Origin of the sequence: Streptomyces sp. NRRL S-378 (assembly GCF_000720645.1) — a bacterium.
GTDB lineage: Bacteria > Actinomycetota > Actinomycetes > Streptomycetales > Streptomycetaceae > Streptomyces.
Genome location: NZ_JOBX01000002.1, coordinates 251063 through 276944 on the forward strand (window position 1 = coordinate 251063; position 25882 = coordinate 276944).

Below are 25882 nucleotides of genomic sequence, written 5' to 3' on the forward strand. Positions count from 1 at the left end.
CGGCCGCGCACCGCCCCGCTACGCCCTGAGCGTCATCGCCCAGAGCGATCACCGCTTCCGCGGCCCGGCCCGCCGGTCCAGGGTGGTCCCCATGAAGCTGCTGATGCTGGGTGGAACCGAATTCGTCGGACGCGCGATCACCGAGGACGCCCTCGCCCGGGGCTGGGAGGTGACCGTCTTCCACCGCGGCCGCCACGCGCCTCCGCCGGGCACGCGCGCCCTGCACGGGGACCGCACCGCTCCCGGGGGCCTGGCCGCCCTCGCCGAGGATCGGTGGGACCTCGTCGTCGACACCTGGGGCGGCGCCCCCAGGGCCGTGCGCGACAGCGCCCGCCTGCTGAGCGGCCGGGCCGGGAGGTACGCGTACGTCTCCAGCCGCTCGGTGTACGCCTACCCGGCCCCCGCCGGGCAGGCGGAGGACGGCCTCCTCGTCGACGGCTCCGCGGACGCCGCCTCGACCGCCTACGCCGAGGACAAGAGGGGCGGCGAACTCGCCGCGCTGGATGCCTTCGCCGACCGGGCCCTGCTGGTCCGCGCCGGACTGATCCTCGGCCCCTACGAGAACGTCGGCCGGCTGCCGTGGTGGCTGAACCGCATCGCGCGCGGCGGTCCGGTGCTCGCCCCCGGCCCGCGGGACCTCCCGATCCAGTACATCGACGTACGCGATCTCGCGCGCTGGACCCTGGACGCCGCCGAGGCCGGTCTCGGCGGCCCGTACAACCTGGTCGCCCCGGTCGGGCACGCCACCATGGGCACGCTCCTCGACGCCTGCGCCGCGGTCACCGGCGGTGGCGCCGAACTGCGCTGGACCGACCCGGCGGCCATCCTGGCGGCCGGCGTCCAGCCCTGGACCGAGCTGCCGGTCTGGCTCCCCGAGGACGAATCGTACGACCACATGTTCGGCGGGGACGTGACCAGGGCCCTGGAGGCCGGCCTGCGGTGCCGCCCCGTGGCGGAGACCGTCGCCGACACCTGGGGCTGGCTGCGCACCCTCGGCGGCCTGGCTCCGCAGCGGTCGGACCGGCCCGCCCCCGGACTGGACGCCGAGCGGGAGGCCGCGCTACTCGGGCTCTGACAGCCGGGCGTCCGCGAGCCGGGTCGGCGGGAGGTACTCGCGCACCAGCGTGCGGTGCCACCAGTCGCCGGTCGCGCGCAGCTCCTGCCAGGTGGTGAACCGGTAGCGGTAGAGCAGGGCGCGGACGTGGACGGGCGGGGCGTCCGGGAACGGGTTGTGGCGCAGCAGCCGCAGCGTGTCCCGGTCGCCCGCCAGCAGCCGCTCCACGAACGGCCCGAACCAGTCGCGCGCGTAGCCGGGGGAGATCGCCGCGAACCACATCAGCCAGTCCAGCCGCAGGTGGTACGGGGCGAACTGCCGCGGCAGCCTGTGTGGATCGCCCGGTTTGCCCTTGAAGCCGTACTCCTTCCAGTCGCCGTTCTCGCGCGGCACGCGGTCCGCGGTGCCCTCCACCGCCACCTCCATGCGGACCCGGCCGACCGAGCCGAAGGCCCCGTAGGTGTTGACCAGGTGCAGGGCGTCGAAGGAGCGGTTCATCACCTGGCGGCGCGAGATCATGTTGAGCACCGGGTGGCGGCTGAGGAACAGGACCAGGGCGGTCACCGCGCACACCAGGACCACGAACCCCAGGGGCGCCTCCTGCGAGGCGGCGGCCGGGGGCGGGCCGGTGAGTCCGGTGAAGTCCACCGCCGACACGGCAAGGGTGATCGTCAGCCAGTTCAGCCAGGCGAAGTTGCCCGACAGCACGAGCCACAGCTGGGTCGCGACGACGGCCCCGGCGGCGTACGAGGCCACCGGCTGCGGGGTGAACAGGAGCACCGGGACGACCAGTTGCGTCACGTGGTTGGCGGCACACTCCACCCGGTGCAGCGGCTTCGGCAGGTGGTGGAAGAACCAGCTGAGCGGCCCCGCCATCGGCTGCGTCTCGTGGTGGAAGTAGAGACAGGTGAGCTTGCGCCAGCAGGGGTCCCCGCGCATCTTGATCAGCCCGGCCCCGAACTCGACGCGGAACAGCAGCCAGCGCAGCAGCCACAGCACGAGTACGGGCGGCCCGGTCCGGGCGTTGCCGAGGAAGACCGCCAGGAAACCGGCCTCCAGCAGCAGTGACTCCCAGCCGAAGGAGTACCAGGTCTGGCCGACGTTCACGATGGAGAGGTAGAGCAGCCAGAGGGCGGCCCACATCGCCATGGCCGCGGCCAGTGGCACCTCGTCCCCGGCTCCGGCGGCCAGGGCCGCCGCCAGCGCGGCCCCGGTCCAGGCGCAGCCCGCGAAGAGGCGGTCCGAGTAGCGCAGTTGGAACAGGCTCGGGGCGCGCCGGAAGGGCACGTACCGTACGTAGCGCGGCACGGGCAGCATGCCGTGCGCCCCGATCAGGGCCCGGAACTGCAGGGCTGCCCCGATGAAGGCCACGAGGTAGACGCCGGCCAGGGCCCGCTGGAAGACCAGCCGGGCGAGCCAGTACCCGGGCGCCGTGAACCAGTCCATCACCTCCAGTATCCGGCCGCCCGGCCGACACCGACACCGGCCGGTGTGCGCGGGCGGCGGACCGGTCGGGTGACCCGGTCCCGGCGGACCGTACCGGCGAACCGGTGTGACGGACCGGTCCCGGCGGACCGATGTCTTGAACGCGTTCGATCCGCTGGTCGGGTCCGTGCGGCCCCTCGGGTGCGTTCGAGGGGGCCCTCCGGTTGCGGCTTCCGCGCGGATGCGGCAGACAAGAGGGAGCAATCGGGGCGAAAAGGGAGAAATTCGTGAACGGACCGTCACTTCCGACACCTCGTCAGGCGTCGCGTCGTCAGGCACCGGCCGGGGCCGCCCTCTTCGCCCTGCTCGGCCTGTTCGCCGCGGCCTGCGGCGGGCACGAGGAGCCGACCAGCGCGGCCGGGCCCGAGAGCCAGGAGGTCTACCTCCAGCCGGTGGCCAGCGCCGGCCCCGACCCCTTCACCGTCTCCTCGGCCACCGGCGAGTCGGCACCCGTCCAGCCCCCGCTGCCCAACCCCACCGGGCAGGGCATCCGCACGGTCAACGCGGCCACCCCCGGCCTCTACGGCGGCACCCAGCGGCTCGGCAGCTGCGACGTGGAACAGCAGGTGCAGTACCTGACGGACGACAGCGCCAAGGCCCGCGCCTTCGCCGAGGCGTCCGGGATCGAAGAGGCCAGGATCCCCGACTTCCTGCGCGGTCTCACCCCCGTGGTGCTGCGCGCCGACACCCGCGTCACCAACCACGGTTTCCGCGGCGGCCGTGCCGACGGCTACCAGTCGGTCCTCCAGGCGGGCACCGCCGTCCTCGTCGACGACCACGGCATGCCACGGGTCAGGTGCGGCTGCGGCAACCCGCTCGGCTCCCCGCGCTCGGCCAAGGGGAGCCCGGTGCACAAGGGCGACCCGTGGAACGGCTACCAGCCCAACCAGGTCGTCGTCATCGAACCCACCACCCACGTGATGAACAATCTGGTGATCGTCAACATCGCGGACAACACCTGGATCGAGCGCAAGCGCGGTGACGACGGGGCCCAGGACCGGTCCCCGCAGGCCCCGCCCCCCTACGACCCGGCCGACGGCATCCCGAGCGGCCCGGCCACGCCCTCCGGCGCCGCCTCCGCAGCGCCCTGCCCGAGCACCCCCGGAGCCGGGCAGGCGGGCTGCACCCCGGACCCGTCGGACCAGGCGGCCCCGCAGAGCTCACCGGGGGCGAACCAGCCGCAGAGCCCCGCAGCGCCGCTGAACCCCTCCACCCGGCCCCGGCAGCCGCAGCAGCCCCAGAAACGGCCGCCGTCGGACGTCCCGTCCGACCCGCTGACCCAGGACCCCGTGGACCCGGCGCTCCCCCCGTACCCCGACGGATCGACGACGCAGCCCGGCGATCCCCAGGACCCGTACGCCGATCCCTACGCGGACCCCTCCACGGATCCGTACGCCGACCCGTACACGGATCCCTCCGCCGACCCCTACGTCGACCCGGACCTCCAGCCGACCGCCGACCAGGACTACCCGCTGGAGAGCGCCTGACCGGCCCGTGTGTCATGGTGGACCGGTGCCGACCACCGTATCGCTGCCGGACGACTGGCCCGCACACCCGGACCGGTCGCTCTCGCTCAACCGCATGGGAAGTTTCGACTGGGACCTGGTCACCGGTCTCATGCACATGGACGAAGCCGCTCTCGACGTCTTCGACATGACCCCCGAGGAATACCGCGGCCGGCCCGAGTCCCTCTCCCCGCGCGTCCCGCCGGCCGAGTCGGCCCGGCTCGACGCCATGGTCTCCTCCGCACTCAAGAGCGAGGTCGACAGCTACGGCGCCTACTTCCGCATCCGCTGCCGGGACGGGCGGCTGCGCTGGACGCACACCCAGGGCCGCGTCATGCGCGGCGGGGACGGGCGCCCCCATCGGATCATCGGCATCGTCCGGGACGCCACCGAGGAACTCAGCCACTCGGCGGAACGGCTCGGGCTCGACGAGGAACGGCGCCGGCAGACCTCGGTGGTCGAGTCCACCACCGCCGCCCTCGCGCACGCCCGGACCGTCCAGGACGTCATCGACGCGCTCGGCGACGCCCACGGGCTGGAGCGGCTGGGCTCCATGGGGATGGTGATGGGCCTGGTCGAAGCCGGGCGGATCCACCTGGTGGCCGAGGGCCCGGACGGCAGCTTCGTCCCCGGGACCCGCTACACCCGCATCGACGAGCAGTACCCGATGAGCGAGGTGGTCCGCTCCCTCCAGCCGCGCTTCCTCGACTCGGCGGAGGAGTTCGCCCAGGGCTACCCGGCGCTCTGGGCGAAGATCTCGTACATGCGGATCTCGGCGGCCGCCTACCTGCCGCTCATCGCCCAGGCCCGCCCCATCGGCGCCATCGGGCTGCTCTACCAGGACAAGGACGGCTTCACCCAGGAGGAGCGCAACCTGCTCGTCGCCCTCGGCAGCAGCATCGCCCAGAGCCTCCAGCGGGCCATGCTGCTGGAGCAGGAACACGACCTGGCCGAAGGCCTCCAGCAGGCCATGCTGCCCCGGCGGATTCCCGCCGTCCCCGGCGGGGAGATCGCCGTACGGTACCGCTCCGCCCGCATGGGCCAGGACATCGGCGGAGACTGGTACGACGTCATCCCGCTGCCCGGCGGCCGGGTCGGCGCGGTCATCGGCGACGTCCAGGGCCACGACACCCACGCGGCCGCTGTCATGGGCCAGCTGCGCATCGTCCTGCGCGCGTACGCCGCCGAAGGACACTCGCCCGGCACCGTCATGGCCCGGGCCTCCGTCTTCCTGCACGAGCTGGACACCGACCGCTTCGCGACCTGCACGTACGTGGAGGCCGACCTGTCCACCGGAGTGCTCCAGGTGGTCCGCGCCGGCCACATCGACCCCCTGCTGCGCACCCGCGACGGGGACTGCCACCGGCTCCCGGTGGGCGGCGGCATGCCGCTCGGCCTCTCGGCGGAGTTCGGCCGGCTCGAGTACCCGGTGACCACCGTGGAACTGGATCCGGGAGAAACGCTCCTGCTGTGCACGGACGGCCTGGTCGAACACCCCGGGTCCGACCTCGACGACGGAATGCACCTGCTGACCTCCCACATCCGCAGCGGCCCCGCAGACCTGCAGCTCCTCGCCGACCGGCTGTGCGAGATCGCCACCGAGCGCGGCGGCAACGACGACATGGCCCTCCTGCTGCTGCGCCGCCGCCCCGCCCCCGCCCCGCCCGGCGGTGGCCGGCTGCAGCAGCACGTGGCACCGGGCGACCCGGAGGCCCTGGTGGCCGCCCGCCACATGATCGGCGCGGCGGTGCGCGCCTGGGGCGCGCGGGAACGGGCCGACGAGATCGAGCTGGTCGCGGACGAGCTGATCGTGAACGCGCTCATGCACACGGACGGCCCGGCCATCGTGACCCTGCGCATCCTGGCGGGCCACGAACGCCGGCTGCGCGTGGAGGTCGCCGACCGCTCCAGCGCGCTCCCGCGCCGGCGCGAGGCGGGCGATTCGGGGGTGTCGGGCCGCGGCCTGATGCTCGTGGACCGGCTGGCGGACGTTTGGGGCGTGGAACCGCGCGGCAGCGGCAAATGCGTCTGGTGCGAGTTCGTCATGGGCTGAGGGCCGCGCCGGGCCGCCGGGCCCGGGAAAACTCCGTTGCGGCGGGCGCCGGCGGTCCGTGAGGATCGGTGGCGATGACCGACACCATGGACGAAGTGCGCCGTCTGCTGCAGCAGGACGATCTGCCCGGAGCGGTCCGGTCCCTGCGACCGCACGCCGAGACGGCACCGATCACCGAACTCGCCCGGGCCACCGGGGCTCTGGCCGACAAGGCCGGGTTCACCGACCTGTCCGACGCCGCCCGCACGGCCGCCGAGCAGCCCCGCGAACCACAGGCCCTCTACGACTTCGGGTACGCCTGCGTCGAGCGCGGCATCCCCTTCCTCGCCGTCGCACCGCTGCGCGAGGCGCTCGGGCTGCTCCCCGACTCGCGCACGCTCCTCACCGAACTGGTCGCCGCCCTGGAGGACGAGCGCCGGCACGCCGAGGCCGCCGCGCTGCTGGCCGGCCGCGGTGACCGGCTGCCCGCCTGGCCCGAGACCTACCTCCTCGTGCACAACACCCTCTTCGCCGGGGACCTGGACACCGCCGAGTCGCTGCTGTCCGGTCTCCCCGCGCCCGAGGACCCGCAGTGGGCGCCCGCCCGGGACCGCCAGGCACACCAGGTCCGGCGCAGCGGCCGGGCCCGCCACGCCCAGCGCGGCGCCGGCCACCCCGACCCGCTCGGCCCGGCCGACCTGCGCGGCTGGCACCACGGCCTCACCGGTGGGCTGCTCGGCACCCTGTCCCCGTACGGCTGGGACGCCGGGATGACCGGCCGGTACGCCTACCTGGGGGACACCCTCGCGCAGTGCCGCCACGGCCTGGCCCGCCTCGGGATCGCCCTGGAGGCCGCCGGGCGCCGCCCGGCGAGCGTCTCGCTGCTGCCGGGCCGGTCCGACCGGATCCTCGGCCTCGCCGCCGCCGCGGTGCTGGAGCTGCCCGCCGTACCGTACGAGCCCGGCCGCACCGACACCCTCGTCGTCGCCTACGACCTGAATCGGAGCGACCCGGACCTCGTCCGCACGCTGCACGTCCGCACCGACGGCCAGATCCTGTCCGAGCACGCCACCTGCTGGACCGACCCGCCGGCGGTGAGCGCCGACTTCAGCACGCTGCTGTGCCAGTTCGTCGCCCCGCCCTGGCAGGACGACGACCGGTCCGAGGAGGAGATCGCCCGGGACATCGCCACGGCGGACCCCGCCCCGGACGGCGGCGACGGAGCGGCCCCGCCCGATCCGGACGAGGCGTTCCGCGCCTTCGTGGCCGGCGTCGCGCCCGGCTGGCTCGCGGGCCCCCGGGACCGCGTCGCCTCGCCCGGCCCCGTGCCCAGCTCGCGCTTCGCCTGAGGCGGCGGCAGGCTGGGACCATGCCGGAGCTGCCCGAGGTCGAGGCCCTGCGCGAGTACCTCGACGAGCACCTCACCGGGCGGGTGGTCGACCGCGTCCTCCCGCTCGCGGTGAGTGTGCTCAAGACGTACGATCCGCCGCTGACCGCCCTCGAAGGCCGGCCGGCCGGGGCCGTCGCCCGCCACGGGAAGTTCCTCGACCTGGGGATCGGCGAACTCCACCTCGTCACCCACCTGGCCCGGGCCGGCTGGCTGCGCTGGCAGGACTCCCTGCCCGCGCAGCCGCCGCGGCCCGGCAAGGGGCCGCTGGCCCTGCGGGTCTCCCTCGACGGCGGCGGCGGTTTCGACCTCACCGAGGCCGGGACCCAGAAGCGGCTCGCCGTGTACGTGGTCCGCGACCCGCAGGAGGTACCCGGCATCGCCCGGCTGGGCCCCGATCCGCTCGCCGACGGCTTCGACCGGGACGCCTTCGCCGCGCTGCTCGCGGGGGAGCGGCGTCAGATCAAGGGGGTCCTGCGGGACCAGAGCGTGATCGCGGGGATCGGCAACGCCTACAGCGACGAGATCCTCCACGCCGCCCGCGTGTCGCCGTTCAAGCTCGCCTCCTCCTTCGGCGAGGAGCAGATCACTCAGCTGCACGCCGCGGTCCGGGACACCTTGCGCGAAGCGGTCGGCCGGGCGCACGGCGTCACAGCCGGGAAGCTCAAGGCCGAGAAGAAGAGCGGCCTGCGCGTGCACGGCCGGGCCGGCGAGCCGTGCCCGGTGTGCGGGGACACGATCCGCTCGGTGTCCTTCGCCGACTCCTCGCTGGAGTACTGCCCCACCTGCCAGACCGGCGGGAAGCCGCTCGCCGACCGGCGGCTCTCGCGCCTCCTCAAATAGCGGAGCGCTGCGTAGACTCCGGCACCATGCCCGAGGAGCAGCAGTCGCCGCCCCGGCGCGAGGTCGTCACCGGGGTGCCCCGGGGCGCCCGCCGCCGGGCGCCCGCCCACACCCCGGCCCGTTCGGAGATCTCCGAGCAGACCAGCCTCGGGGCCACCTACGTACGGGCCCTCATGCGCAGCCAGCTGCGCGCGGGCCTCGGGGCGCTGGCCGCGCTGGCCTGTCTGGTCGGGACACTGCCCCTGGTGTTCGCGCTGCCCCGGGCCCGATCGGGGCCGCTCGTCTGGCTGGTGCTGGGGCTGCTGGTGTATCCGGTGATGTGGCTGATCGCCCGGTGGTACGTCCGCCGGGCGGAGCGCAACGAGGCCGATTTCACGGGCCTGGTGATGGATCCGGCCGACCGGTCCGGGTAGCGGCTGCGCCGCCGGTCAGAACAGGTGCATCGCCAGGTGGCCCAGAGGCAGCCCGAGCTGCCAGGCCGGGGTCCACACGCGCGCGTTCTCGTCCAGTTCCGGAGGGGTGTCGGTGTGGCCGTGCCGCCCCGGGTCGAGATTGGTCGCGAACAGTTCGGTCCCGTCCAGCCAGCGCCATGCCGCCCGGGCCAGTTCCAGGTCGGGGTCCTCGCCGCTGCCGCTCTCCCGGGCCGCCTCGCCCAGGTCGAGGAAGCGGGTGTGCACCCAGTCGCGCCAGGGGTGGCCGTACGCCGTCAGCGACAGCCACTCGTCGAGCTGTGAGACCACGCGGATCCCGGAGAGCTCGCCGGCCGCGTCGGAGAGGTAGATGGTCAGGGCGAGCGTGTCCCGTCCCGCCCGGAACTCCAGCGTGCTGACCGGGATCAGCCGGCCCGTGCGCAGCAGTTCGTCGGCGATGTACTCGGCGTAGAGCCAGGCCATGGGCACCGCGAGCCCACCGTCACTGGTGCCGTTCGTACCCTCGGGCTGCACCGTTCCACCTTCTCCCGCGCGTCGAGCGTCCCGTCGTCAGCCCCGAGCCTTCACCGAGCGACTGACGGCGCGGGGGATGTTTACTCAACTTGGACGGTCTTATGTCGAATTCGATGCGCTTTTTGTCCGGTCCGCATCCCTTCACGCCGTTCCGGGACCCCTTCCCGGGTGGGGGTTTCAGGCGCCGAGGCCGTAGCCGTAGCCCTGGAGGCCCTTCCTCAGGGCGCGAAGGGCGTAGTACGTGCGGGACTTGACGGTTCCCGCCGGGATGCCGAGCTCGGCGGCGGCCTCCGCCACCGACCGGTCGCGGAAGTAGACCTGGAGCAGCACCTCGCGGTGCTCCTGCCCCAGGGATCCCACGGCCCGCCGTACGTCGATCGCCGTGACCGACCCGGCCACCGCGTCCTCGGGCGCGGGTGCCTGCTCCAGCCCCTCGGGGTCCACCTCCAGCGGCCGTGACAGCCGGGCCCGCCGGGCGTCGATCGCGAGCCGCCGGGCCACGGTGAACAGCCAGGGCCGCATGGAGTCGTGCCCGCTGGCCAGGGCCTCCGGGTGCTGCCAGACCCGTACGAGGGTCTCCTGCACGAGGTCCTCCGCGCGCTGGGCGTCACCGGCGGTGAGGCCGACCAGGAATCCGAACAGGGCCCGCCCGTGGTCGCGCTGGAGTTCGGCCAGCGCCTCGGGATCCGTACGCGGGAGGGTGGGGGAGAGCGGCACGTGTGGCTCCTTCCGGGGTGCGCGGGGGGTCCATGAGGGCGGTGCCCCGTCCACCCTGACCTGGGCGGAGCCGCCCCGGAACCGTCCTGCCCCGGCGTTGCGCCCAAGCAACCGGGTGGTCCGACGGGCGGCCGTGCCGGACGGTGAACGGTCGAACGGCGCGGCGAACGGCAGGGGGCGTGCGGTGCCCGCCGTCGGAGTGGGCTCGTCGGCCGGACACGGGGCCGGTCCTTGACTTGCTGCGTGTTGTTCTGTGGATTGCAGATGATGACATGTCAGATAGTCGTATAAATGGGAGCCGATTGATGACCACGCGCACCCGGCCCGGGGCCCTCGCCCTGCTCTCCGCCCTCCTGCTGTCCGCGGCGGCGGGATGCTCGGCCGCCGGGGACACCGCCCCGGCCCGCCTCGGGGAATCGGGCCCGCCCGCTCCCTCCAGCGCCGCCGGTGCGCCCGCCGCCCAGGGCTTCACCCTGGTCGCGAGCGGCGACGTACTGCCGCACACCTCGGTCATCCAGCGCGCGGCGAACGACGCGCAGGACGACGGCTACGACTTCAGGCCGATGTTCTCCGGCGTCAAGGCCGTGGTCTCGGGAGCCGACCTGGCCCTCTGCCACATGGAGACGATCTACGGGGAGGAGGGCGGGCCCTTCTCCGGCTACCCGGCCTTCACGTCCCCGCCGGAGGTCGCCGACGGTCTGAAGGACGCCGGCTACGACGGCTGCTCCACCGCCTCGAACCACACCCTCGACGACGGCGCCGCCGGGCTGCGCCGCACACTGGACCGCTTCGACAAGGTCGGCCTGCGGCACGCCGGGTCGGCCCGTACGGCGGCCGAGGCGGCCGCGGTCACCACGTACACGGCGGGCTCGGCCAAGGTGGCGCACCTCGCGTACACCTACGACACCAACGGCTACCCGATGCCCGTCGGCCAGCCGTGGGCGGTCAACCTGATGAAGCAGGACAGGATCATCGCGGACGCCCGGGCCGCCCGGAAGGCGGGCGCGGACGTGGTGCTGGTGAGCGTCCACTGGGGCACGGAGTGGCAGACCGAACCGGACGGGACCCAGCTCTCGCTGGGCAGGGCGCTGACCGCCTCCCGGACCGGCGGCCGGCCCGACATCGATCTGATCCTGGGTACGCACGCACACATTCCCCAGCCCTACGAGAAGGTCAACGGGACCTGGATCGTCTACGGCATGGGCGACCAGGTGGCGGGCGAGATGTTCAACCACAGCGGCGCCCGCGACATGCGCGGCAACTACGGCTCGATCGGCCGCTTCACCTTCACCCCGCCGGCCGGGGCCGGGCAGCGCTGGCAGGTCACCAAGGCCGAGTTCGTGCCGCAGATGATGGACCTTTCCGCCGGCCGGGTCGTCCACCTCCCCGACGCCCTCGCGAAGGACCCGGGCCGCCAGGACTACGAGGCCGCCCGGGACGAGATCACCGAGGCCGTCCTCAGCCGCGGCGCCGCCAAGGACGGCCTGGTGGCCGCACGCTAGGGGCTCGGTTCGCTCGGTTCGCCTCCGGCGCGCCCTGTGCCGGACCCACAGGGCCGTACGTGCTCGAAAACCGCTCGTGCCTCACGGTTTCCTCCGCGCGCCCGGACCCGTTCCAGCGCCGCGCCGCTCCGTCTCACTCGCCCGTGGCCGTGGTCGTGGCCGTGCCCGTGACCCGGCCCGGGCGGAGGGTGTGGCTCAGGGGACCACGGTCACCGGCCAGCGGCCCGCCTTGACCAGGCGGATCGCCACCGAGCCGACGATGCGGTGCCCCGCCTGCTCCGAGGCGCCGACCACCACCGCGTCCGCCATCAGCTCCTGCGCCGCGCTGACCAGGCCGGAGTAGGGGTCGCCGCGGAAGGTGTGGAACTCCCAGCGCACCTCGTAGATGCCCTTGAGCCGCTCCGCCGATGCCCGGATCTCGGCCACCAGTCCCTCCGCGATCTCCCCGGTGGTGTCGGCCACGGGCGCGCCGAGCGCCGCTCCGGCCGGCACCACCGGCTGGACGTACACCAGTGCCAGCAGGGCGTTCTGCCGCCGGGCCAGGCCGGCCGCGTAGGCCGCCGCCCGCAGCGAGGACTCCGAACCGTCCACCCCGGCCAGGACCACCTTCGGGCCGTCGGTACCGCGTTCGAATCCCGTGTTCACGTGCTCCGTCACCCTGCGAGGATAGGACGTGGCGTGCGCGGAGCCCCCCGCCGCTCGGCGCGCGCACCGGCGCACCCCTCCCTACAGTGCGAAACATGAGTGCCACCGCGCAGGAGACGCACGGATCCCGCAGCCGCTTCCTGAACCGGGTGCCCGACGGGTTCGGCGCGTTCTTCGGGACGATCGGCCTGCTGTGCGCGCTGCTGTCGCTCTCCCCGACGCTGCGGCGCCTCCTGCGGCACGTCGTGCGCTTCCTCGACCTGATCGTCGTACCGGTCAGCGCGAACCTCGCCTACGCCGTCTTCCTCTTCCTCTTCGCGGCGGCCCTCGGGACCCGCAAGAAGGTCGCCTGGTGGATGGTCATCACCTATTTGGCCCTGCTGATCGTCGACGACCTGCTGGACATCGCGGTCGGCGACTACTGGATCGGCATCTCGTCCATGGCCCTGGCCGTCGCCGCCATGGCCGTACTGATCGCCGCCCGCAAGGAGTTCTACGCCGCGTCCCGCCCCGGGGCGTTGTGGCACGCCCTGATCGTGCTCGGACTCGGCATGCTGGCCGCGGTCCTCCTCGGCTGGGCCCTCGTCGCCCTCTTCCCCGGTTCCCTGCCCCGCGGCCAGTGGCTGGACTGGGCCGCCAAGCAGGTCTTCGGCGGCCTCTTCTCGGCCCGGCAGTTCGACGGCCGCCCGCCCCGGCCGTTGTACTTCCTCCTCGGCCTCTTCGGCGCCGTCGCCCTGCTCAACGCGGCCGCCACCCTCTTCCGTTCCCAGCGCCTGACCGCGGCCCTGCACGGCGACGAGGAGCCCCGGATCAGGGCCCTCCTCGGTGCGTACGGACGGGCCGACTCGCTCGGCTACTTCGCCACCCGGCGCGACAAGGCCGTCGTCTTCGCCCCCAACGGCCGGGCCGGCGTCACCTACCGCGTCGAAGCCGGCGTCTGCCTCGCCAGCGGCGACCCGGTGGGCGACCCCGCCGCCTGGTCCGCCGCCATCGACGCCTGGCTGGCCGTGGCCCGCCGCTACGGCTGGCAGCCCGCCGTGATGGGCGCGTCCGAGGACGGCGCCACCGCCTTCGCCCGGTCCGGGCTGAGCGCCCTCCAACTGGGCGACGAGGCCATCCTGCACGTCGCCCACTTCGACCTCGACGGCCGGGACATGCGCGTCACCCGCCAGGCCGTCAACCGCGTGAAGCGCGCCGGTGCGACCACCGTCATCCGCCGCCACTCGGCCCTGTCCGAGGACGAGATGCGGACCATCGTCGACCGGGCGGACCGATGGCGGGACACCGAGACCGAACGGGGCTTCTCCATGGCCCTGGACCGGCTCGGCGACCCCGCCGACGGGGACTGCCTGCTGGTCGAGGCCTTCAACGCCGAGGGCGAGCTGATCGCCCTGCTCTCCTTCGTCCCCTGGGGCGGCGACGGCATCTCCCTCGACCTGATGCGCCGCGACCGCACCGCACCCAACGGGGTCATGGAGTTCATGGTCGCCGAACTGTGCGCCGCCGCCCCCGGCCTCGGCGTGCGCCGCATCTCCCTCAACTTCGCCGTCTTCCGGTCCGCCTTCGAAGAGGGCGGCCGCATCGGCGCCGGCCCCGTCCTGAAGGTGTGGCGCAGACTGCTGCTCTTCTTCTCCCGCTGGTGGCAGTTGGAGGCGCTGTACCGCTCGAACGTCAAGTACGGCCCCGAGTGGTACCCGCGGTTCCTCTGCTACCAGGACGCCGGCTCGCTCGCCCGGGTCAGCCTCGCCTCAGGCATCGCCGAGGGCTTCGTCTCCGTACCCAGCCTGCGCACCCTGTGGGGCAACGCCCACCCCAAGGGCGTCACCGCCCCCGCCACCACCGAGGGGCTGCCCCCCATCGACTCCCTGGGCCTGGAAGCGGTGGGGGAGGAGCTCCCCGGCGTGCCCGTGGAGCGGCTGCCCGAACAGGTACGCGTACGCCACGCCAAACTCGAGCGCATCCGGGCGTCCGGCACCGACCCCTACCCGGTGGGGATCCGCCCGCGCACCCACACCGTCGCCCAGCTCAAGGCGGCCCACCCGAGCCACCCGCCGGGCGCCCGGACCACCGAGCCCGCCACCCTCGCCGGGCGCGTGATGGTCGTACGCGACCTCGGCGGCGTGGTCTTCGCCGTCCTGCGCGACTGGTCCGGCGACATACAACTGATGCTGACCCGCGACGAGGCCGGCCCCGAGGTGCTCGACTCCTTCACCTCGCAGGTCGACTTCGGCGACCACGTCCTCGTGACCGGCGTGCCCGGCGCCAGCCGGACCGGCGAGCTCTCCCTCGTCGTCCGTTCCTGGCAGCTCACCGGCAAGTGCCTGCGGCCCCTCCCCGACAAACGCAAGGGGCTCGCCGACCCGGAGGCCCGGGTCCGCCGCCGCTACCTCGACCTCGTCGCCAGCCCCGAGGCGCGCGACGTCGTACGGGCCCGCTCCAGCGCCGTCCAGGCGCTGCGCCAGGGGCTGCTCGACCGCGGCTACCTGGAGGTCGAGACCCCGATGCTCCAGCAGATCCACGGCGGCGCCAACGCCCGGCCCTTCCGCACCCACATCAACGCCTACGACCTCGACCTGTACCTGCGCATCGCGCCCGAGCTGTACCTCAAACGGCTCTGCGTCGGCGGCATGGAGAAGGTCTTCGAGATGGGCCGCACCTTCCGCAACGAGGGCGTCTCCTACAAGCACAACCCCGAGTTCACGATGCTGGAGGCCTACCAGGCCTTTGCCGACTACGACGTCATGCTCGACCTCACCCGGGAACTGATCCAGGGAGCCGCCACGGCGGCCTTCGGCTCACCGGTCGCGCACAAGGCGGGCGCCGACGGGAAGCTCGCCGTCCACGACATCTCCGGAACCTGGCCGGTCAAGACCATGTACGGGGCCATCAGCGAGGCCCTCGGCGAGGAGGTCGACGCCGACACCGAGGAGAGCGTGCTGCGCAGGCTGTGCGACCGGGCCAAGGTCCCCCACGGGCCCGAGGACACCCGCGGCGACGTGGTCCTGGAGATGTACGAACGGCTGGTGGAGGAGCGGACCGAACTCCCCACCTTCTACAAGGACTTCCCGACCGACGTCTCCCCGCTCACCCGCCAGCACCGCCGGGACCCCCGGCTCGCCGAGCGCTGGGACCTCGTCGCCTTCGGCACCGAACTGGGCACCGCCTACTCGGAACTGACCGATCCCGTCGAACAGCGGCGCAGGCTCACCGCCCAGTCCCTGCTCGCGGCAGGCGGCGACCCCGAGGCCATGGAACTCGACAACGACTTCCTGGACGCCCTCGAATACGCGATGCCGCCGACCGGCGGCCTCGGCATCGGCGTGGACCGCCTCGTCATGTTCCTCACGGGCCTGACGATCCGCGAGACCCTTCCGTTCCCCCTGGTGCGGCGCGGCTGACCGGCCGCCGCGGGGATCGGCCGGCCGCACGGCTGGTCCGCACGGGTGAGCGCAACGGGGCGCGTCCGCGCCTCTCGGCATCGGCGGGGATGTCGTTGATACGTAGTAATAATGAAAAAAGACGAGCCGACAGTAGGGCGGCGCGTGCTCCTGCGCACCGCCGTCCTCCTCGGAGTCGCAGCCGCCGGACTGATCACCACGCGCAACGGCATCGAGGGCGGTACGCCCGCGACACCGGGCGCACCGGGGCCCGCGTCCGGGCCCGGCCCGAACCCCGCGGCGGGCGCGCCCGGCGCGCTCCCCGGGGCCCTGCCCGAGAAGGCCTACCGGCTGCGCCCCATGACGGCGGACGCCCCCGCCCGGCCGGCCGCGGTGAAACCGGCCGTACGCAGCCGGCCCATCCTGGAACTCCCGGCCGACGCGCACACCGACAGCTCCATGGTGCTCACCTTCGACGACGGGCCGGACCCCCGCTACACCCCGGCCATCCTCGACACCCTCGGCCGCTACGGCGTGCGCTCCATGTTCTTCGTCTGCGGGGAGATGGCCGCGGAGAACAAGGGCCTGCTGCGCCGCATGGTCGACGAGGGGCACGTCATCGGCAACCACACCTGGACCCACCCGCACATCCCCAAGCTGAGCCGGCCGGCCCTCGCCGCCGAGATCGGCCGCACGAGCGAGGTCGTCCAGCGGGCCGTGGGCGAGGCGCCGCAGTGGTTCCGGGCGCCCTACGGGGAGTGGAACCGGGCCGCCTTCGAGATCGGGGCCGAACTGGGGATGGAGCCGCTCGCCTGGACCGTGGACAGCCTGGACTGGGAGGAGCCCGGCGTCACCACCATCGTCTCCCGGGTCCTGCGCGGTGCCGGGCCCCGCGCGATCGTGCTGTCGCACGACGCGGGCGGCAACCGGGCGCAGAGCGTCCAGGCCATCGCCTCCTACCTGCCCCAACTGCTCGCACGCGGCTACCGGATGACCCTGCCGACCCTGTCCGCCGTGGCGGCGCACTGACAGCGGGGCGGGGCCGGGACTTCCCCCGGCCCCGCCCCGTTCAGCGGGCGTCCACCATCCGGGCGAAGACGACCACGTTGCCGTCGTACCCGCGCGCCTTGGAGTATCCGCCGCCGCAGGTGATCACCCGGAGTTCCGCGTGGCCGGTGTCCCCGTACACACGGGCCCCGGGGAAGGCCTCCTTGGAGAACACCTCCACGCCGTACACCTCGAACACCGCCGTGCGCCCGTCGTACCGCTCCACCTCGATCCGGTTGCCCGGTTTGACCGAGCCCAGGCCGTAGAAGACCGCTGGGCCCTGCGCGTTGTCCACGTGGCCCACGATCACCGCCGAGCCCCGCTGCCCCGGCGAGATGCCGTTGAGGTACCAGCCCGCGAGGTTGCGCTCCTGCGGCGGCGGCGCGTCGATCCAGCCCTCCGCGTCCAGCCCGACCGTCATCACCGGTGCGTCCACGTTGATCGTGGGAATCCGGATGCGCTGCACGGACGAGTGCTCCAGCAGCTCCATGTCCGCGGGCGGCGTCGGCGGATTCGCCGGCAACTGGTCGGCCGTCACCGCGACGGCCGAGGCCGCGGTGGGCTGGGGCGGTCCGTCGTCGATGTTCACGCCGTTCCGCACCATGGCGAGGCCGGTGAGCATGACCAGGGCGATTACGCCCCACGGCGAGCGTTTGCGCGAGTGCCCTGTCTCGTCCTCGCCCATCGTTCTCCCTTCCCGACGCGGGGGTCCCGACCCGCGTTCCCGTCCCACCCCTGTACGCCCTGCTTCACGCACGCTAAGGCCGGGGCGGCAGGTCGGCGAGAGGGGAGGGGCGAACGGGTGGCCGCGGCCGTGGAGGGGCCCGAAGGGGCCGGAAGGGATGCGCCCATCCAGGTAATCGTCACATAAATGCCTGACGGGTCGTGACCTGCGGATCCGTCGGCGCGGACGTCCGCGCTTCGGCGTGTCGCTCAACCGGGCGGCCCAAAGCCGGACATGCGCGGATTGCGGGACGACCCGAGGGTTCGACGTGGGAGGCGTTCTCGTCGATCATCCGGGGCCGACGCTCCGGGGCGCTTCCCGCTGGAGGTTCCACCATGCGTGTCTTGCGCGCTCTTACCGTGACGGCGGCAGCATGTGCCGCGCTCGGCCTCAGTGCCCCGCTCGCCTCCGCGAACCAGGACCCGGGGGGCCGGGGTGGGAATGGGGGTGGGAACGGCCCCAGCAACATCTCGGTGAACCCGTACGCCGTGCACCAGGGGTCCACGATGCAGGTGAGCGCGGCGGGCTGCGGTCACGGCGGTACCGTCACCTCGCACGGAAACTTTCCGCCGGCGAACCTGTCCGCCGGATCGATCGGGTTCGCAACCGTGCGGATCTTCAACCACGCCTCTCCTGGCACCCACACGCTGTCGGTCAAGTGCAACGACAGCAACCTGGTCGCCACGGCCCGGTTCCGGATCCTCGAGGGCAACCCCTCGCAGGGCGGCATCGGCGGGTCCTTCGGCCCGTCCACCGCCGAGACGGCCATCGGCGCGGGCCTGGTCGGCGCCTCCGCCCTGGGTGCGGGTGCCCACGTGCTGCGCCGTCGCCGTCCGCTCCGCGGCCGGAGCTGACCGGAAGGCCCTCCCGGTCAGGCGCCGCCCGTTCCGCCGGTCGCCCCGCGTCCTCCCCGAGGACCCGGGGCGACCGGCGGTGGAGGGGGACACGCGGGGGATTCAATGACCGCGGCCGGAGGCCCTGCGGCGCAGGGCGTACGCCGAGCCGCCCGCTGCGGCGAGGAAGAGGCCGGCGCCGACGCCGAGTTCCACCGGGTCCATCCCGGCCACGCTGCCGCCGAGGCCGCCGCGGACACCGCGGGCGGAGGTGGTGGTGACGGGGGCCACGGCGGGGTTCGTCACCGGGCCCGTGGCGGTGGCCGTCCTCGTGGAACTCGTCGTGGGCCTGCTGGTGCCGCCGGCGATCGTCAGATCGGCCGAGCCGGTCTCCCCGTTGCACGTGAAGGAGACGGAGTACACGGCACCGGGCCGGGCGTCCCGGTCCACGGTGGCCCGTACGCTCTGGCCGCGCGCGATGCTCACGGTGTCGAACACACCGGAGGAGGCCGTGGAGTAGGCGGCGTTGCAGCCGCTGACCGCGAGCACCACCTGGCCGCCGGGGGCGACGGTCGAGGGGGTGAGGGTGAAACCGAACGACGTGACCCGCCGGGCCTGTCCGTCCGCGTGCTTCTCGGCCCGGGGCACGGCCCGGGTGTCGGTCCGGGCCTCGGCCGCGGACGCGGCCGGCGCGCCGAGGGCTCCGAGCGTGAATACGGCGGACGTGGCGCCGGCACTCAGCAGGGCGGTGACGCAGGGACGTATCGCACCCATGGTTGATTCTCCGGATCCCCGAGGAGCAGCCGCGGAACGGTTTCCGCACGTGGGGGGTCGTGCGCCTCGATGTCCGCCACGCTAGGCGCGGGTGCCGGGGCCCGCGATCAGGAACGGGCGAATGGGGCATGGCCGTAGGCCGAACCGGGGACGGGAGGCCCGTCCCCGGTTTGCCGGGCGGCATCAGCCGCCGAGGTCCAGATGGGAGAACTGCGTCAGGAACGGTTCGGCGGTGGCCGAGATGCCCCGCCCGAACGGCGCGTCGAAGTCCCAGATCAGGAACAGCAGGAAGGCGATCAACGCGCTGAACAGCCCGGCCAGCAGCAACTCCCGGAACGAGCGCCGGATCTGCAGGGTGAAGATCAGCCCCACCGTGATCAGCGCTCCGGTGATCAGCCCGAACCAGACCACGCCCGGCATGGTGGCCCCCGCGCTCGCGCCGCGTGCGCTGCGGGCGTCGTCGGCCACCGCCACCTGGTCGACGAGCGGCTGGTAGGCCTGGCCCTCGTGGTCGGTCTGCGGCTCGTAGTCGGTGACGTCCCGGCGGATGCGTTCCAGCAGCTCCCCGCCGCGGTCCGTGAGTTCGCCGTCGTCCGCCATCGCCTTCCACTCCGTGTCCACCACGAAGGTCACGTACGCGTCGACGTCTGCCCGGATCCTCGTCCGGACCTCGGCCGGGTAGACCTGCGAGCGGACGCTGACCTCGTGCAGGGCCTGTGCTTCCTGGCGTACGTATTCCTGGGCGGCTCCGCGCCCCTCCCAGACGCCCGCGATCGCCAGGCCCAGCACGATCGCGAAGATCACCCCGATCATCATCGTCATGTACTCGATGACGTCCGGGGTCTCGTTCGGATCGTCGTCCTCGCCGATCCTGCGGTGATTGAAGAAGGCGATGGACAGCACCACGGCACAGGCCGCGGCCATCGCGAGGGACAGGACGAGCCATTCCGACAAGATGACTCCAGATCGGTTGACGTCGGGCGGTTCACCGCGGGCGCAGCGCGACGATCGCGAGCACTGCGGGAGCCGCGGTCAGCAGGGTGAAGGTGACCGGCGAGATGTGGTGCTTGGCCGGTTTACGGGTCGCCGCGGTGTACGCCGGGCGGGCCACCGGTTTCGGTGGGGGCGCGGCCACCGCGGGGGGCGGCGGCGGAGGCGGTGCCGGGGCCTTCGCCGCCCGGGGCGGGGCGGGCTTCGGCTTCGGCGGGACCGGTGCGGGCAGGACGGGCTTCGGTACGGGTCGGGGTGCGGCCCTGGGCGGCGCGGGCGCGGGCTTCGGTGGCGGGGGCGGTGGGGTCGGCACCGGGCTCGGCGTGGGCTTCGGCGGCGGCGGAGTGGGCTTCGGCTCGGGCGGCGGGGTGGGCTTCGGGGACGGCTTCGGCGGACACGGCGGGGGTGGCGGCGGTGGGCAGTGGGGGCGGCCGTGATGCCCCCCGCCGCGGCCGTCACCACGGTGTCTTCCGTGGTCGGAGCGGTGGTCGTCACCGTGATGTCCACCACCCCGGCCGCGTCCGCGGCCGTCGCCGGAGGCCGCCGCGACCACGGCGGTGGCGCTCGCGCCGTCGCCGGAGTCGGTCGTCGCGTAGGCGCTGCTATCAGCCACGGCCGGCGTGACGGACAGCGCCGCCCACAGCAGGACCGGGACCGCCAGCAGGCGCCTGGCACAGGCTCTGTTCACCCGGGGAGCATGGAGCCGCGCGCCCCCGCGCACGCGAGGCTCGGCCCCGGTTCGCCTGAACGGGTGGAGTGCCGACCGGATAGGTTTGAGCCAGCCGCGGAACGGTTGCGGTGGAGTCCGATCACCCTCCGGTCAATTCCCAAAAGGGATTTGTCGGTACCGGTCTTTTGCTCCGCGGAGGCCGCCGGGTGCCTTTGGTGTGTGACGAAGAACGGATCGCCAATTTCCGCTTTTGCTCGCCCTGTTGGTCAATGATCAGTACATTCGGCTCGGACAGGAGTCCGACCCCGCGCGGACCGCCGCAGGAACAACGCTTGGAGATCCCGATGGAGCGCCCCGCCTGGGCCCCGCCAGGCATCGACATCTCGGTGCCGAGCGTGTCCCGCATCTACGATTACTACCTCGGCGGGTCCCACAATTTCGAGGTCGACCGCCAGGCGGCCCGACGCGCCATGGAATTCATGCCGGGCCTGCCCAAGATCATGCAGGCCAACCGGGCGTTCATGCGCCGTGCCGTCCGGCACGCCGTCGCCGAGGGCGTCACGCAGTTCCTCGACATCGGCTCGGGCATCCCCACCTTCGGCAACGTCCACGAGATCGCCCAGGCCGCCACCCCGGCTGCCCGCGTCGTCTACGTCGACCACGACCCGGTGGCAGTGGCGCACAGCCATGCCGTCCTGATGGACGACGAGCACACCGACGTCGTCGCCGCGGACCTCCGCAAGCCCAAGGAGATCCTGGCCGCCCCCGAGGTCGGACAGCTCCTCGACCTCGACCGCCCGGTCGCCCTGCTGCTCGTCGCCGTCCTGCACTTCCTCGAGGACTCGGACCGCCCGTACGACGCCGTGGCCGAACTGCGCGACGCGCTGGCCCCCGGCAGCCTGCTGATCCTCACGCACGCCTCGTACGAGGGCATCCCGCTCACGGAGGAGGTCGCGGGCGGCGCCGTCGGCGTCTACCGGGACATCCGCAACCCCCTGGTCATGCGGACCAGGGAGCAGATCGGAGGCTTCTTCGAAGGGTTCGAGATGGTGGAGCCCGGGCTGGTCTCCATGCCCGACTGGCGCCCGGACCGCGCAAAGGACGGGGAGGACGGCGAGGCACCGGAGGATCCCTACGCGTTCTCGGGCTACGCAGGTGTGGGACGCAAGGCGTGAGACTTCCGGCACAGACGGCGGGCGCGCCGAACACCGTCGCGGCGCCCGCAGCCGCGCCCGCACCGCACGCGCAACCCGCGGCGGGGCCCGACGGCGGCATCGAGGACCGGATCTCCCGTTTCGCGACGATCTGGGGCCGGGCGATCTTCCCGGTCACCGCGACCTCGCTGACCCGGCCCGAGTTCGAGCGGCACCTGGTGCCGCTCACCCGGACGCTCACCGAGGCCCTGCACGCCCGGCCCTTCGACGCCGCCGTCGCCCAGCGGGTGGGGGCGGAACTGGTCGCCGTGCACTGCACCGACCCCGAGGCCCTCGCCGGCACCCTCGGCGTGATCGAGTCCTACCTGGTCCTCTACTGCGGGCCGGCCGGACTCGAAGGATCCGGAGTGGAGGCCACCGCCGAATACCACGCGCGCTGCGCCCGGCTCCAGCACGCGATCGCCGCCGGATACGCCCGGGCACTGCGCGAGCGCACCCTCAGCGAGCAGGAGGCCATCGCGCGTTCCGCGCTGACCGCCCGCACCGACGCCCAGCAGGCCCTGCACGCCAGCGAGGAACGCTTCCGGGCGGTCTTTGAGGGCGCGGCCGTCGGCATCGGCATCGCCGACCTCGACGGGAACGTCCTGGAGGTCAACGACACGCTGCTGCAGATGTTCGGCGGCCTGGAAGGGCACGTCCGCAGCCGCAACGTCAGCGAGTGGGGGCACCCCGACGACACTCCGCACGTGTGGCGGATGTACGGCGAGCTGGTGCGCGGCGAGCGCGAGAGCTACCGCGTGGAGAAGCCCTACTACCGCCACGACGGGACCGTGCTCTGGACCAACCTCACGGTGTCGCTGCTGCGCGACGCCGAGGGCAAGCCCCAGTACCAGCTGGCGCTGATGGAGGACACCACCGAACGCCGGCTGCTGAACCTGCGCCTGCGCTACGAGGCCACCCACGACGCCCTCACCGGACTGCCCAACCGGACGCTGTTCTTCGAGCGCCTGGAGAAGGCCCTCAGCGGGTCCGGGGGCGACCGCTACGGCCTGTGCTACCTGGACCTCGACGGCTTCAAGGCGGTCAACGACAGCCTCGGGCACTCTGCGGGGGACCGGCTCCTGGTGGAGGTCGCCGACCGGCTGCAGAGCTGCGCGACCGGCCCCGGCGAGGTCGTCGCCCGGCTCGGCGGCGACGAGTTCGTCGCGCTGACCACCGGCCCCGACACCGAGCAGAAGGTCACCGACCTCGCGGTCCGCATCCTGACGGCCCTGTCGACGCCGATCCGGCTGGAGGGCCGGGAGCTGTCGGTCCGGGGCAGCATCGGCATCGTCGAGGGCCGGGCCAAGGAGCGCACCCCGGCCGAGGTACTGCGCAGCGCCGACATCACGATGTACCGGGCCAAGGCGGCGGGCGGCAACCGCTTCGAGTTCGCCGACGCCGAGGCCGACGCCCGGGCGATCACCCGGCACGGCCTGACCAACGCCCTGCCGGCGGCGCTGGAGCGCGGCGAGTTCTTCATCGAGTACCAGCCGCTGGTCCACATGCGCGACGGCACCGTGCACGGTGCCGAGGCACTGGTGCGCTGGTCCCACCCGCAGTACGGGGTGCTCGGCCCGGACCGCTTCATCCCGCTCGCCGAACGGACCGGACTGATCGTGCCCCTCGGCCGGTGGGTCCTCGAGGAGGCCGTCCGCCAGGCCCGCGTCTGGCAGCGCGAGCACGGAGGCGCGGCCCTGCGGATCAACGTCAACCTGTCGCCGACCCAACTGCACCACCCGGGCCTGGTCGCCGACACCGTGGCGGTGCTGGAGAAGTCCGGCCTCGCCCCGGGCGCGCTGTGCCTGGAAGTCACCGAATCGGCCCTGATAGGGGCGGACGACGAACTGCTGGAGCCGTTGCGCCGCCTGGCCGAACTCGGCGTGGACATCGCCCTCGACGATTTCGGCACCGGCTACTCCAACCTGGCCAACCTGCGGCGCCTGCCGGTCAGTGTGCTCAAGCTCGACCGCTCCTTCACCCGGGGGATGCAGCAGCAGCCCGCGGACCCGGTCGACGTGAAGATCGTGGAGGGGATCGTCGCGCTGGCCCACAGCCTCGAACTCGCCGTCACCGTCGAGGGCGTGGAGACCGGAGCACAGGCCGCCCAGCTGCGCGCCCTCGGCTGCGACACCGCCCAGGGCTGGTACTACGCCCGCCCCGGGGCCCCCGACCGCATCCACGCCCTTTCCCTCTCGGACGCGGTGCCCACACCTTCCTGACGCTGCCCGGGCCCATGGCGGCCCGGGCCGGGCGGTCCCGGTGGCGCCCGCCTCCGGTGCGGCGCCGGAGCGCGGCGCCGGAGGGCGGCGCCATGTCAGTCCAGTCCGACCTCCGTCCCGCGGCCGGGGGTCCGGACGGCCTCCACGACCCTCTCGTACCGCTCGGCGGTGTCGGCCAGGACCCCCGCGGCCACCGACAGCCGCTCCGCCTCGTAGGCGGCCAGGGCCGCGTCCGCGTCCGGCCCGGCGAGGGCGGCGGACAGCGCCCGGCCGAGCGCCGCCGCGTCCGCGATGCCGGTGTTCATGCCCAGCCCGCCGGCTATGGGGTGCACATGCGCGGCATCCCCGGCGAGCAGGACCCGGCCCTCGCGGATCCGGGTGGCCATGCGGACATTGACCCGCCAGGAGGAGAGCCAGGTGGGGTCCTCCAGCCGGACGTCCGGCATCCCGGCGCACCGGTCGAAGATCCGCTGGAAGCTCTCCAGGGAGGGCGGCAGCGGTTCGCCGTGCTCGTCGTTCTCGGGTGAGGCCTGGAGCTGGAAGGTGTCCGTGCCCGGCATGGGGCAGAGGAGCATCCCGCCGCCCTCCGAGGTGAACCACTGGTGCCAGACGTCCCGGCCGAGCCCCGGCGCCCTGACATCACCGATGACCATGGCGGGCTCCGTCTCCCCGTTCCCCTCGAAGGGGATGCCCAGCAGCTTGCGGGTGGTGCTGCGCCCGCCGTCGCAACCGGCGAGGTAGCGGGCCGCGATCAGGCTGCCGTCCGCCAGTTCGGCGCGCACCCCGGCCCCGTCCTGCGTGAGGCCGACGAGCTCCGCCCCGTACTCGACGCGCACGCCCCGGCCGGCGAGCCGGTCGCGCAGCGCCTCCTCGATCTGCCACTGCCCGATCAGCAGACCGGCGTCCGCCGGGGTGGGGGTGTCGTTGATGTGCTGGCCGTCGAAGTACTTGCGCAGGACCACTCCCGCGGTGCCGGCGGCGATCAGCGGTCCGGCCACGCCGAGCTCCTGGAAGATCGCGAGGCTGCCGGCCCGGAGCCCTTTGGCCCGGGATTCGCGGTGCGGTTCGGTGCGCCGCTCGATGACGCGGACGGCGAAGCCGCGCAGGGCGAGGTCACAGGCGAGCGTCAGACCGGTGGGGCCGGAGCCGGCGATCAGTACATCGGTGTGGTTCATCGGAAGGCCTCTCCTCGTCGGTGTCTCAAGGAAAGCGGCTCCAGGCACAAAAAGCAACCCGGTTAAAAAAGTAACCCAGTCTCTCATTCGTGCTACGCTGTGCGCATGGAGAACACGACGGGTCTGCGCGAGAGCAAGAAGCTCCGTACGCGCCGCCAGCTGGCGGCCACGGCACTGGAACTCTTCCTGGAGCGGGGCTTCGACGCCGTGTCGGTGGCGGATGTCGCCGCGGCTGCCGAGGTGTCCAAGCCCACCCTCTTCCGGTACTTCCCGACCAAGGAGGACCTGCTCCTCGACCGGTTCGCCGACCATCAGGACGAGGTGGCGCGCGTCGTCCGCGACCGGCCCGGGGGCCGGACGCCGGTGGGGGCCGTGCACGCGCACTTCCTGACGGCCCTCGCCGAGCGGGACCCGATCACCGGGCTCTGCGACCACCCGGAGGTCCTCGCCTTCCAGCGGCTGCTCTACACCACCGCCAGCCTGGAGTCGCGCCTCTCCCACTACACCGACCGCGAGGTCGAGCTGCTCGCCGCCGGCCTGGAGGCGGAGTCGGTGGCGCCGCTCGTCGCCCGGCTGGCGGCCGTCCACCTGGTGGCGGTCCGCCACGAGCTGGGGCGGGAGAACTGGCTGCGGCTCGATGCCGGGCAGAGTGCCGACGAGGCCCACCCGGCCGCCGTGGCCGACGCCGACCTGGCCTTCGGCATGCTCGCCGACGGCCTCGACCGGACCCTGCCCGCGGCCCCGCCCGCCCCCGCCTGAGGCC

General features: G+C 73.3%; 22 protein-coding genes. 14 read left to right on the forward strand and 8 right to left on the reverse strand.

Translation table 11 applies throughout. The features are described from left to right. Positions 1-91: 91 nt before the first annotated feature. Entirely contained in the window at positions 92-1075 is a 984-nt protein-coding gene (locus IH80_RS0102975; RefSeq protein WP_030957421.1) for an NAD-dependent epimerase/dehydratase family protein, read from the forward strand. Here the strand turns inward: IH80_RS0102975 and IH80_RS0102980 are convergent. Then, positions 1061-2500 (reverse strand): lipase maturation factor family protein, encoded by a 1440-nt coding sequence (locus IH80_RS0102980; protein ID WP_030957422.1) that lies wholly within the window; start codon positions 2498-2500, stop codon positions 1061-1063. The genes IH80_RS0102975 and IH80_RS0102980 overlap by 15 nt on opposite strands. A gap of 266 nt (positions 2501-2766) precedes the next feature. On the opposite strand from IH80_RS0102980, the gene IH80_RS43495 reads away from it, so the two are divergent. The 5 genes from IH80_RS43495 (at position 2767) to IH80_RS0103005 (ending at position 8719) form a co-directional block, all read left to right on the forward strand. Next, positions 2767-4026 carry a DUF6777 domain-containing protein gene (locus tag IH80_RS43495; RefSeq protein ID WP_051808706.1) on the forward strand — a complete coding sequence of 420 codons (1260 nt, stop codon included), beginning with the start codon at positions 2767-2769 and terminating at the stop codon, positions 4024-4026. A gap of 7 nt (positions 4027-4033) precedes the next feature. Further along, entirely contained in the window at positions 4034-6097 is a 2064-nt protein-coding gene (locus IH80_RS0102990) for a SpoIIE family protein phosphatase (RefSeq protein ID WP_030957425.1), read from the forward strand. 74 nt (positions 6098-6171) lie between these two features. After that, positions 6172-7425: a hypothetical protein gene (locus IH80_RS0102995; RefSeq protein WP_030957427.1), complete on the forward strand. Its 1254-nt coding sequence runs from the start codon at positions 6172-6174 to the stop codon at positions 7423-7425. Between the two features lie 20 nt (positions 7426-7445). Further along, positions 7446-8306: an Fpg/Nei family DNA glycosylase gene (locus IH80_RS0103000; RefSeq protein WP_030957428.1), complete on the forward strand. Its 861-nt coding sequence runs from the start codon at positions 7446-7448 to the stop codon at positions 8304-8306. Positions 8307-8332: 26 nt separating this feature from the next. Continuing rightward, the gene (locus IH80_RS0103005) at positions 8333-8719 is read left to right on the forward strand and encodes a hypothetical protein (RefSeq protein ID WP_030957429.1); all 387 of its coding nucleotides are present in this window, start codon (positions 8333-8335) and stop codon (positions 8717-8719) included. A 15-nt stretch (positions 8720-8734) separates the two neighbouring features. Here IH80_RS0103005 and IH80_RS0103010 read toward each other — a convergent pair whose 3' ends face one another. After that, the gene (locus IH80_RS0103010) at positions 8735-9199 is read right to left on the reverse strand and encodes a hypothetical protein (RefSeq protein ID WP_051808726.1); all 465 of its coding nucleotides are present in this window, start codon (positions 9197-9199) and stop codon (positions 8735-8737) included. A gap of 228 nt (positions 9200-9427) precedes the next feature. Next, positions 9428-9967: a sigma-70 family RNA polymerase sigma factor gene (locus IH80_RS0103015; RefSeq protein WP_030957433.1), complete on the reverse strand. Its 540-nt coding sequence runs from the start codon at positions 9965-9967 to the stop codon at positions 9428-9430. A 305-nt stretch (positions 9968-10272) separates the two neighbouring features. Here IH80_RS0103015 and IH80_RS0103020 point away from each other — a divergent pair, with 305 nt between their 5' ends. Then, positions 10273-11469, forward strand: a complete 1197-nt coding sequence (locus tag IH80_RS0103020; protein WP_030957435.1) for a CapA family protein — start codon at positions 10273-10275, stop codon at positions 11467-11469. A gap of 195 nt (positions 11470-11664) precedes the next feature. Here the strand turns inward: IH80_RS0103020 and IH80_RS0103025 are convergent, their stop codons facing one another. Further along, complete coding sequence (locus IH80_RS0103025; RefSeq protein WP_030957436.1) at positions 11665-12126, reverse strand: universal stress protein; 462 nt, start codon at positions 12124-12126, stop codon at positions 11665-11667. 83 nt (positions 12127-12209) lie between these two features. Between IH80_RS0103025 and lysX the strand changes: the two genes are divergently transcribed. Continuing rightward, positions 12210-15512, forward strand: a complete 3303-nt coding sequence (gene lysX / locus IH80_RS0103030; protein WP_030957437.1) for a bifunctional lysylphosphatidylglycerol synthetase/lysine--tRNA ligase LysX — start codon at positions 12210-12212, stop codon at positions 15510-15512. A gap of 111 nt (positions 15513-15623) precedes the next feature. Beyond that, a complete protein-coding gene (locus IH80_RS0103035) occupies positions 15624-16520 on the forward strand; it encodes a polysaccharide deacetylase family protein (protein WP_030957440.1) in 897 nt (298 codons plus the stop codon). A 40-nt stretch (positions 16521-16560) separates the two neighbouring features. On the opposite strand, the gene IH80_RS0103040 is transcribed toward IH80_RS0103035, so the two are convergent. Further along, positions 16561-17223, reverse strand: coding sequence for a class F sortase (locus IH80_RS0103040; protein WP_030957441.1), 663 nt, complete (start codon positions 17221-17223; stop codon positions 16561-16563). A 512-nt stretch (positions 17224-17735) separates the two neighbouring features. Here IH80_RS0103040 and IH80_RS0103045 point away from each other — a divergent pair. Further along, complete coding sequence (locus IH80_RS0103045) at positions 17736-18116, forward strand: hypothetical protein (RefSeq protein WP_386395542.1); 381 nt, start codon at positions 17736-17738, stop codon at positions 18114-18116. A 102-nt stretch (positions 18117-18218) separates the two neighbouring features. On the opposite strand, the gene IH80_RS0103050 is transcribed toward IH80_RS0103045, so the two are convergent. Together IH80_RS0103050 and IH80_RS0103055 are read right to left on the reverse strand one after the other, a co-directional pair. Next, positions 18219-18869, reverse strand: coding sequence for a hypothetical protein (locus IH80_RS0103050; RefSeq protein ID WP_030957446.1), 651 nt, complete (start codon positions 18867-18869; stop codon positions 18219-18221). Positions 18870-19052: 183 nt separating this feature from the next. Further along, positions 19053-19823 (reverse strand): DUF4239 domain-containing protein, encoded by a 771-nt coding sequence (locus IH80_RS0103055; RefSeq protein WP_030957448.1) that lies wholly within the window; start codon positions 19821-19823, stop codon positions 19053-19055. 113 nt (positions 19824-19936) lie between these two features. On the opposite strand from IH80_RS0103055, the gene IH80_RS0103065 reads away from it, so the two are divergent. The 3 genes from IH80_RS0103065 to IH80_RS0103075 all read left to right on the forward strand — a co-directional run bounded on the left by IH80_RS0103065 (position 19937) and on the right by IH80_RS0103075 (position 23944). After that, positions 19937-20296, forward strand: coding sequence for a hypothetical protein (locus tag IH80_RS0103065; RefSeq protein ID WP_158943265.1), 360 nt, complete (start codon positions 19937-19939; stop codon positions 20294-20296). A 577-nt stretch (positions 20297-20873) separates the two neighbouring features. Continuing rightward, positions 20874-21704, forward strand: a complete 831-nt coding sequence (locus IH80_RS0103070; RefSeq protein ID WP_030957450.1) for an SAM-dependent methyltransferase — start codon at positions 20874-20876, stop codon at positions 21702-21704. A gap of 98 nt (positions 21705-21802) precedes the next feature. After that, positions 21803-23944, forward strand: coding sequence for a putative bifunctional diguanylate cyclase/phosphodiesterase (locus IH80_RS0103075; protein WP_037878742.1), 2142 nt, complete (start codon positions 21803-21805; stop codon positions 23942-23944). Positions 23945-24039: 95 nt separating this feature from the next. Here IH80_RS0103075 and IH80_RS0103080 read toward each other — a convergent pair whose 3' ends face one another. Then, the gene (locus tag IH80_RS0103080; RefSeq protein ID WP_030957454.1) at positions 24040-25119 is read right to left on the reverse strand and encodes an FAD-dependent monooxygenase; all 1080 of its coding nucleotides are present in this window, start codon (positions 25117-25119) and stop codon (positions 24040-24042) included. Between the two features lie 105 nt (positions 25120-25224). On the opposite strand from IH80_RS0103080, the gene IH80_RS0103085 reads away from it, so the two are divergent. Then, a complete protein-coding gene (locus IH80_RS0103085) occupies positions 25225-25878 on the forward strand; it encodes a TetR/AcrR family transcriptional regulator (protein ID WP_030957457.1) in 654 nt (217 codons plus the stop codon). The last annotated feature ends 4 nt before the right edge of the window (positions 25879-25882 follow it).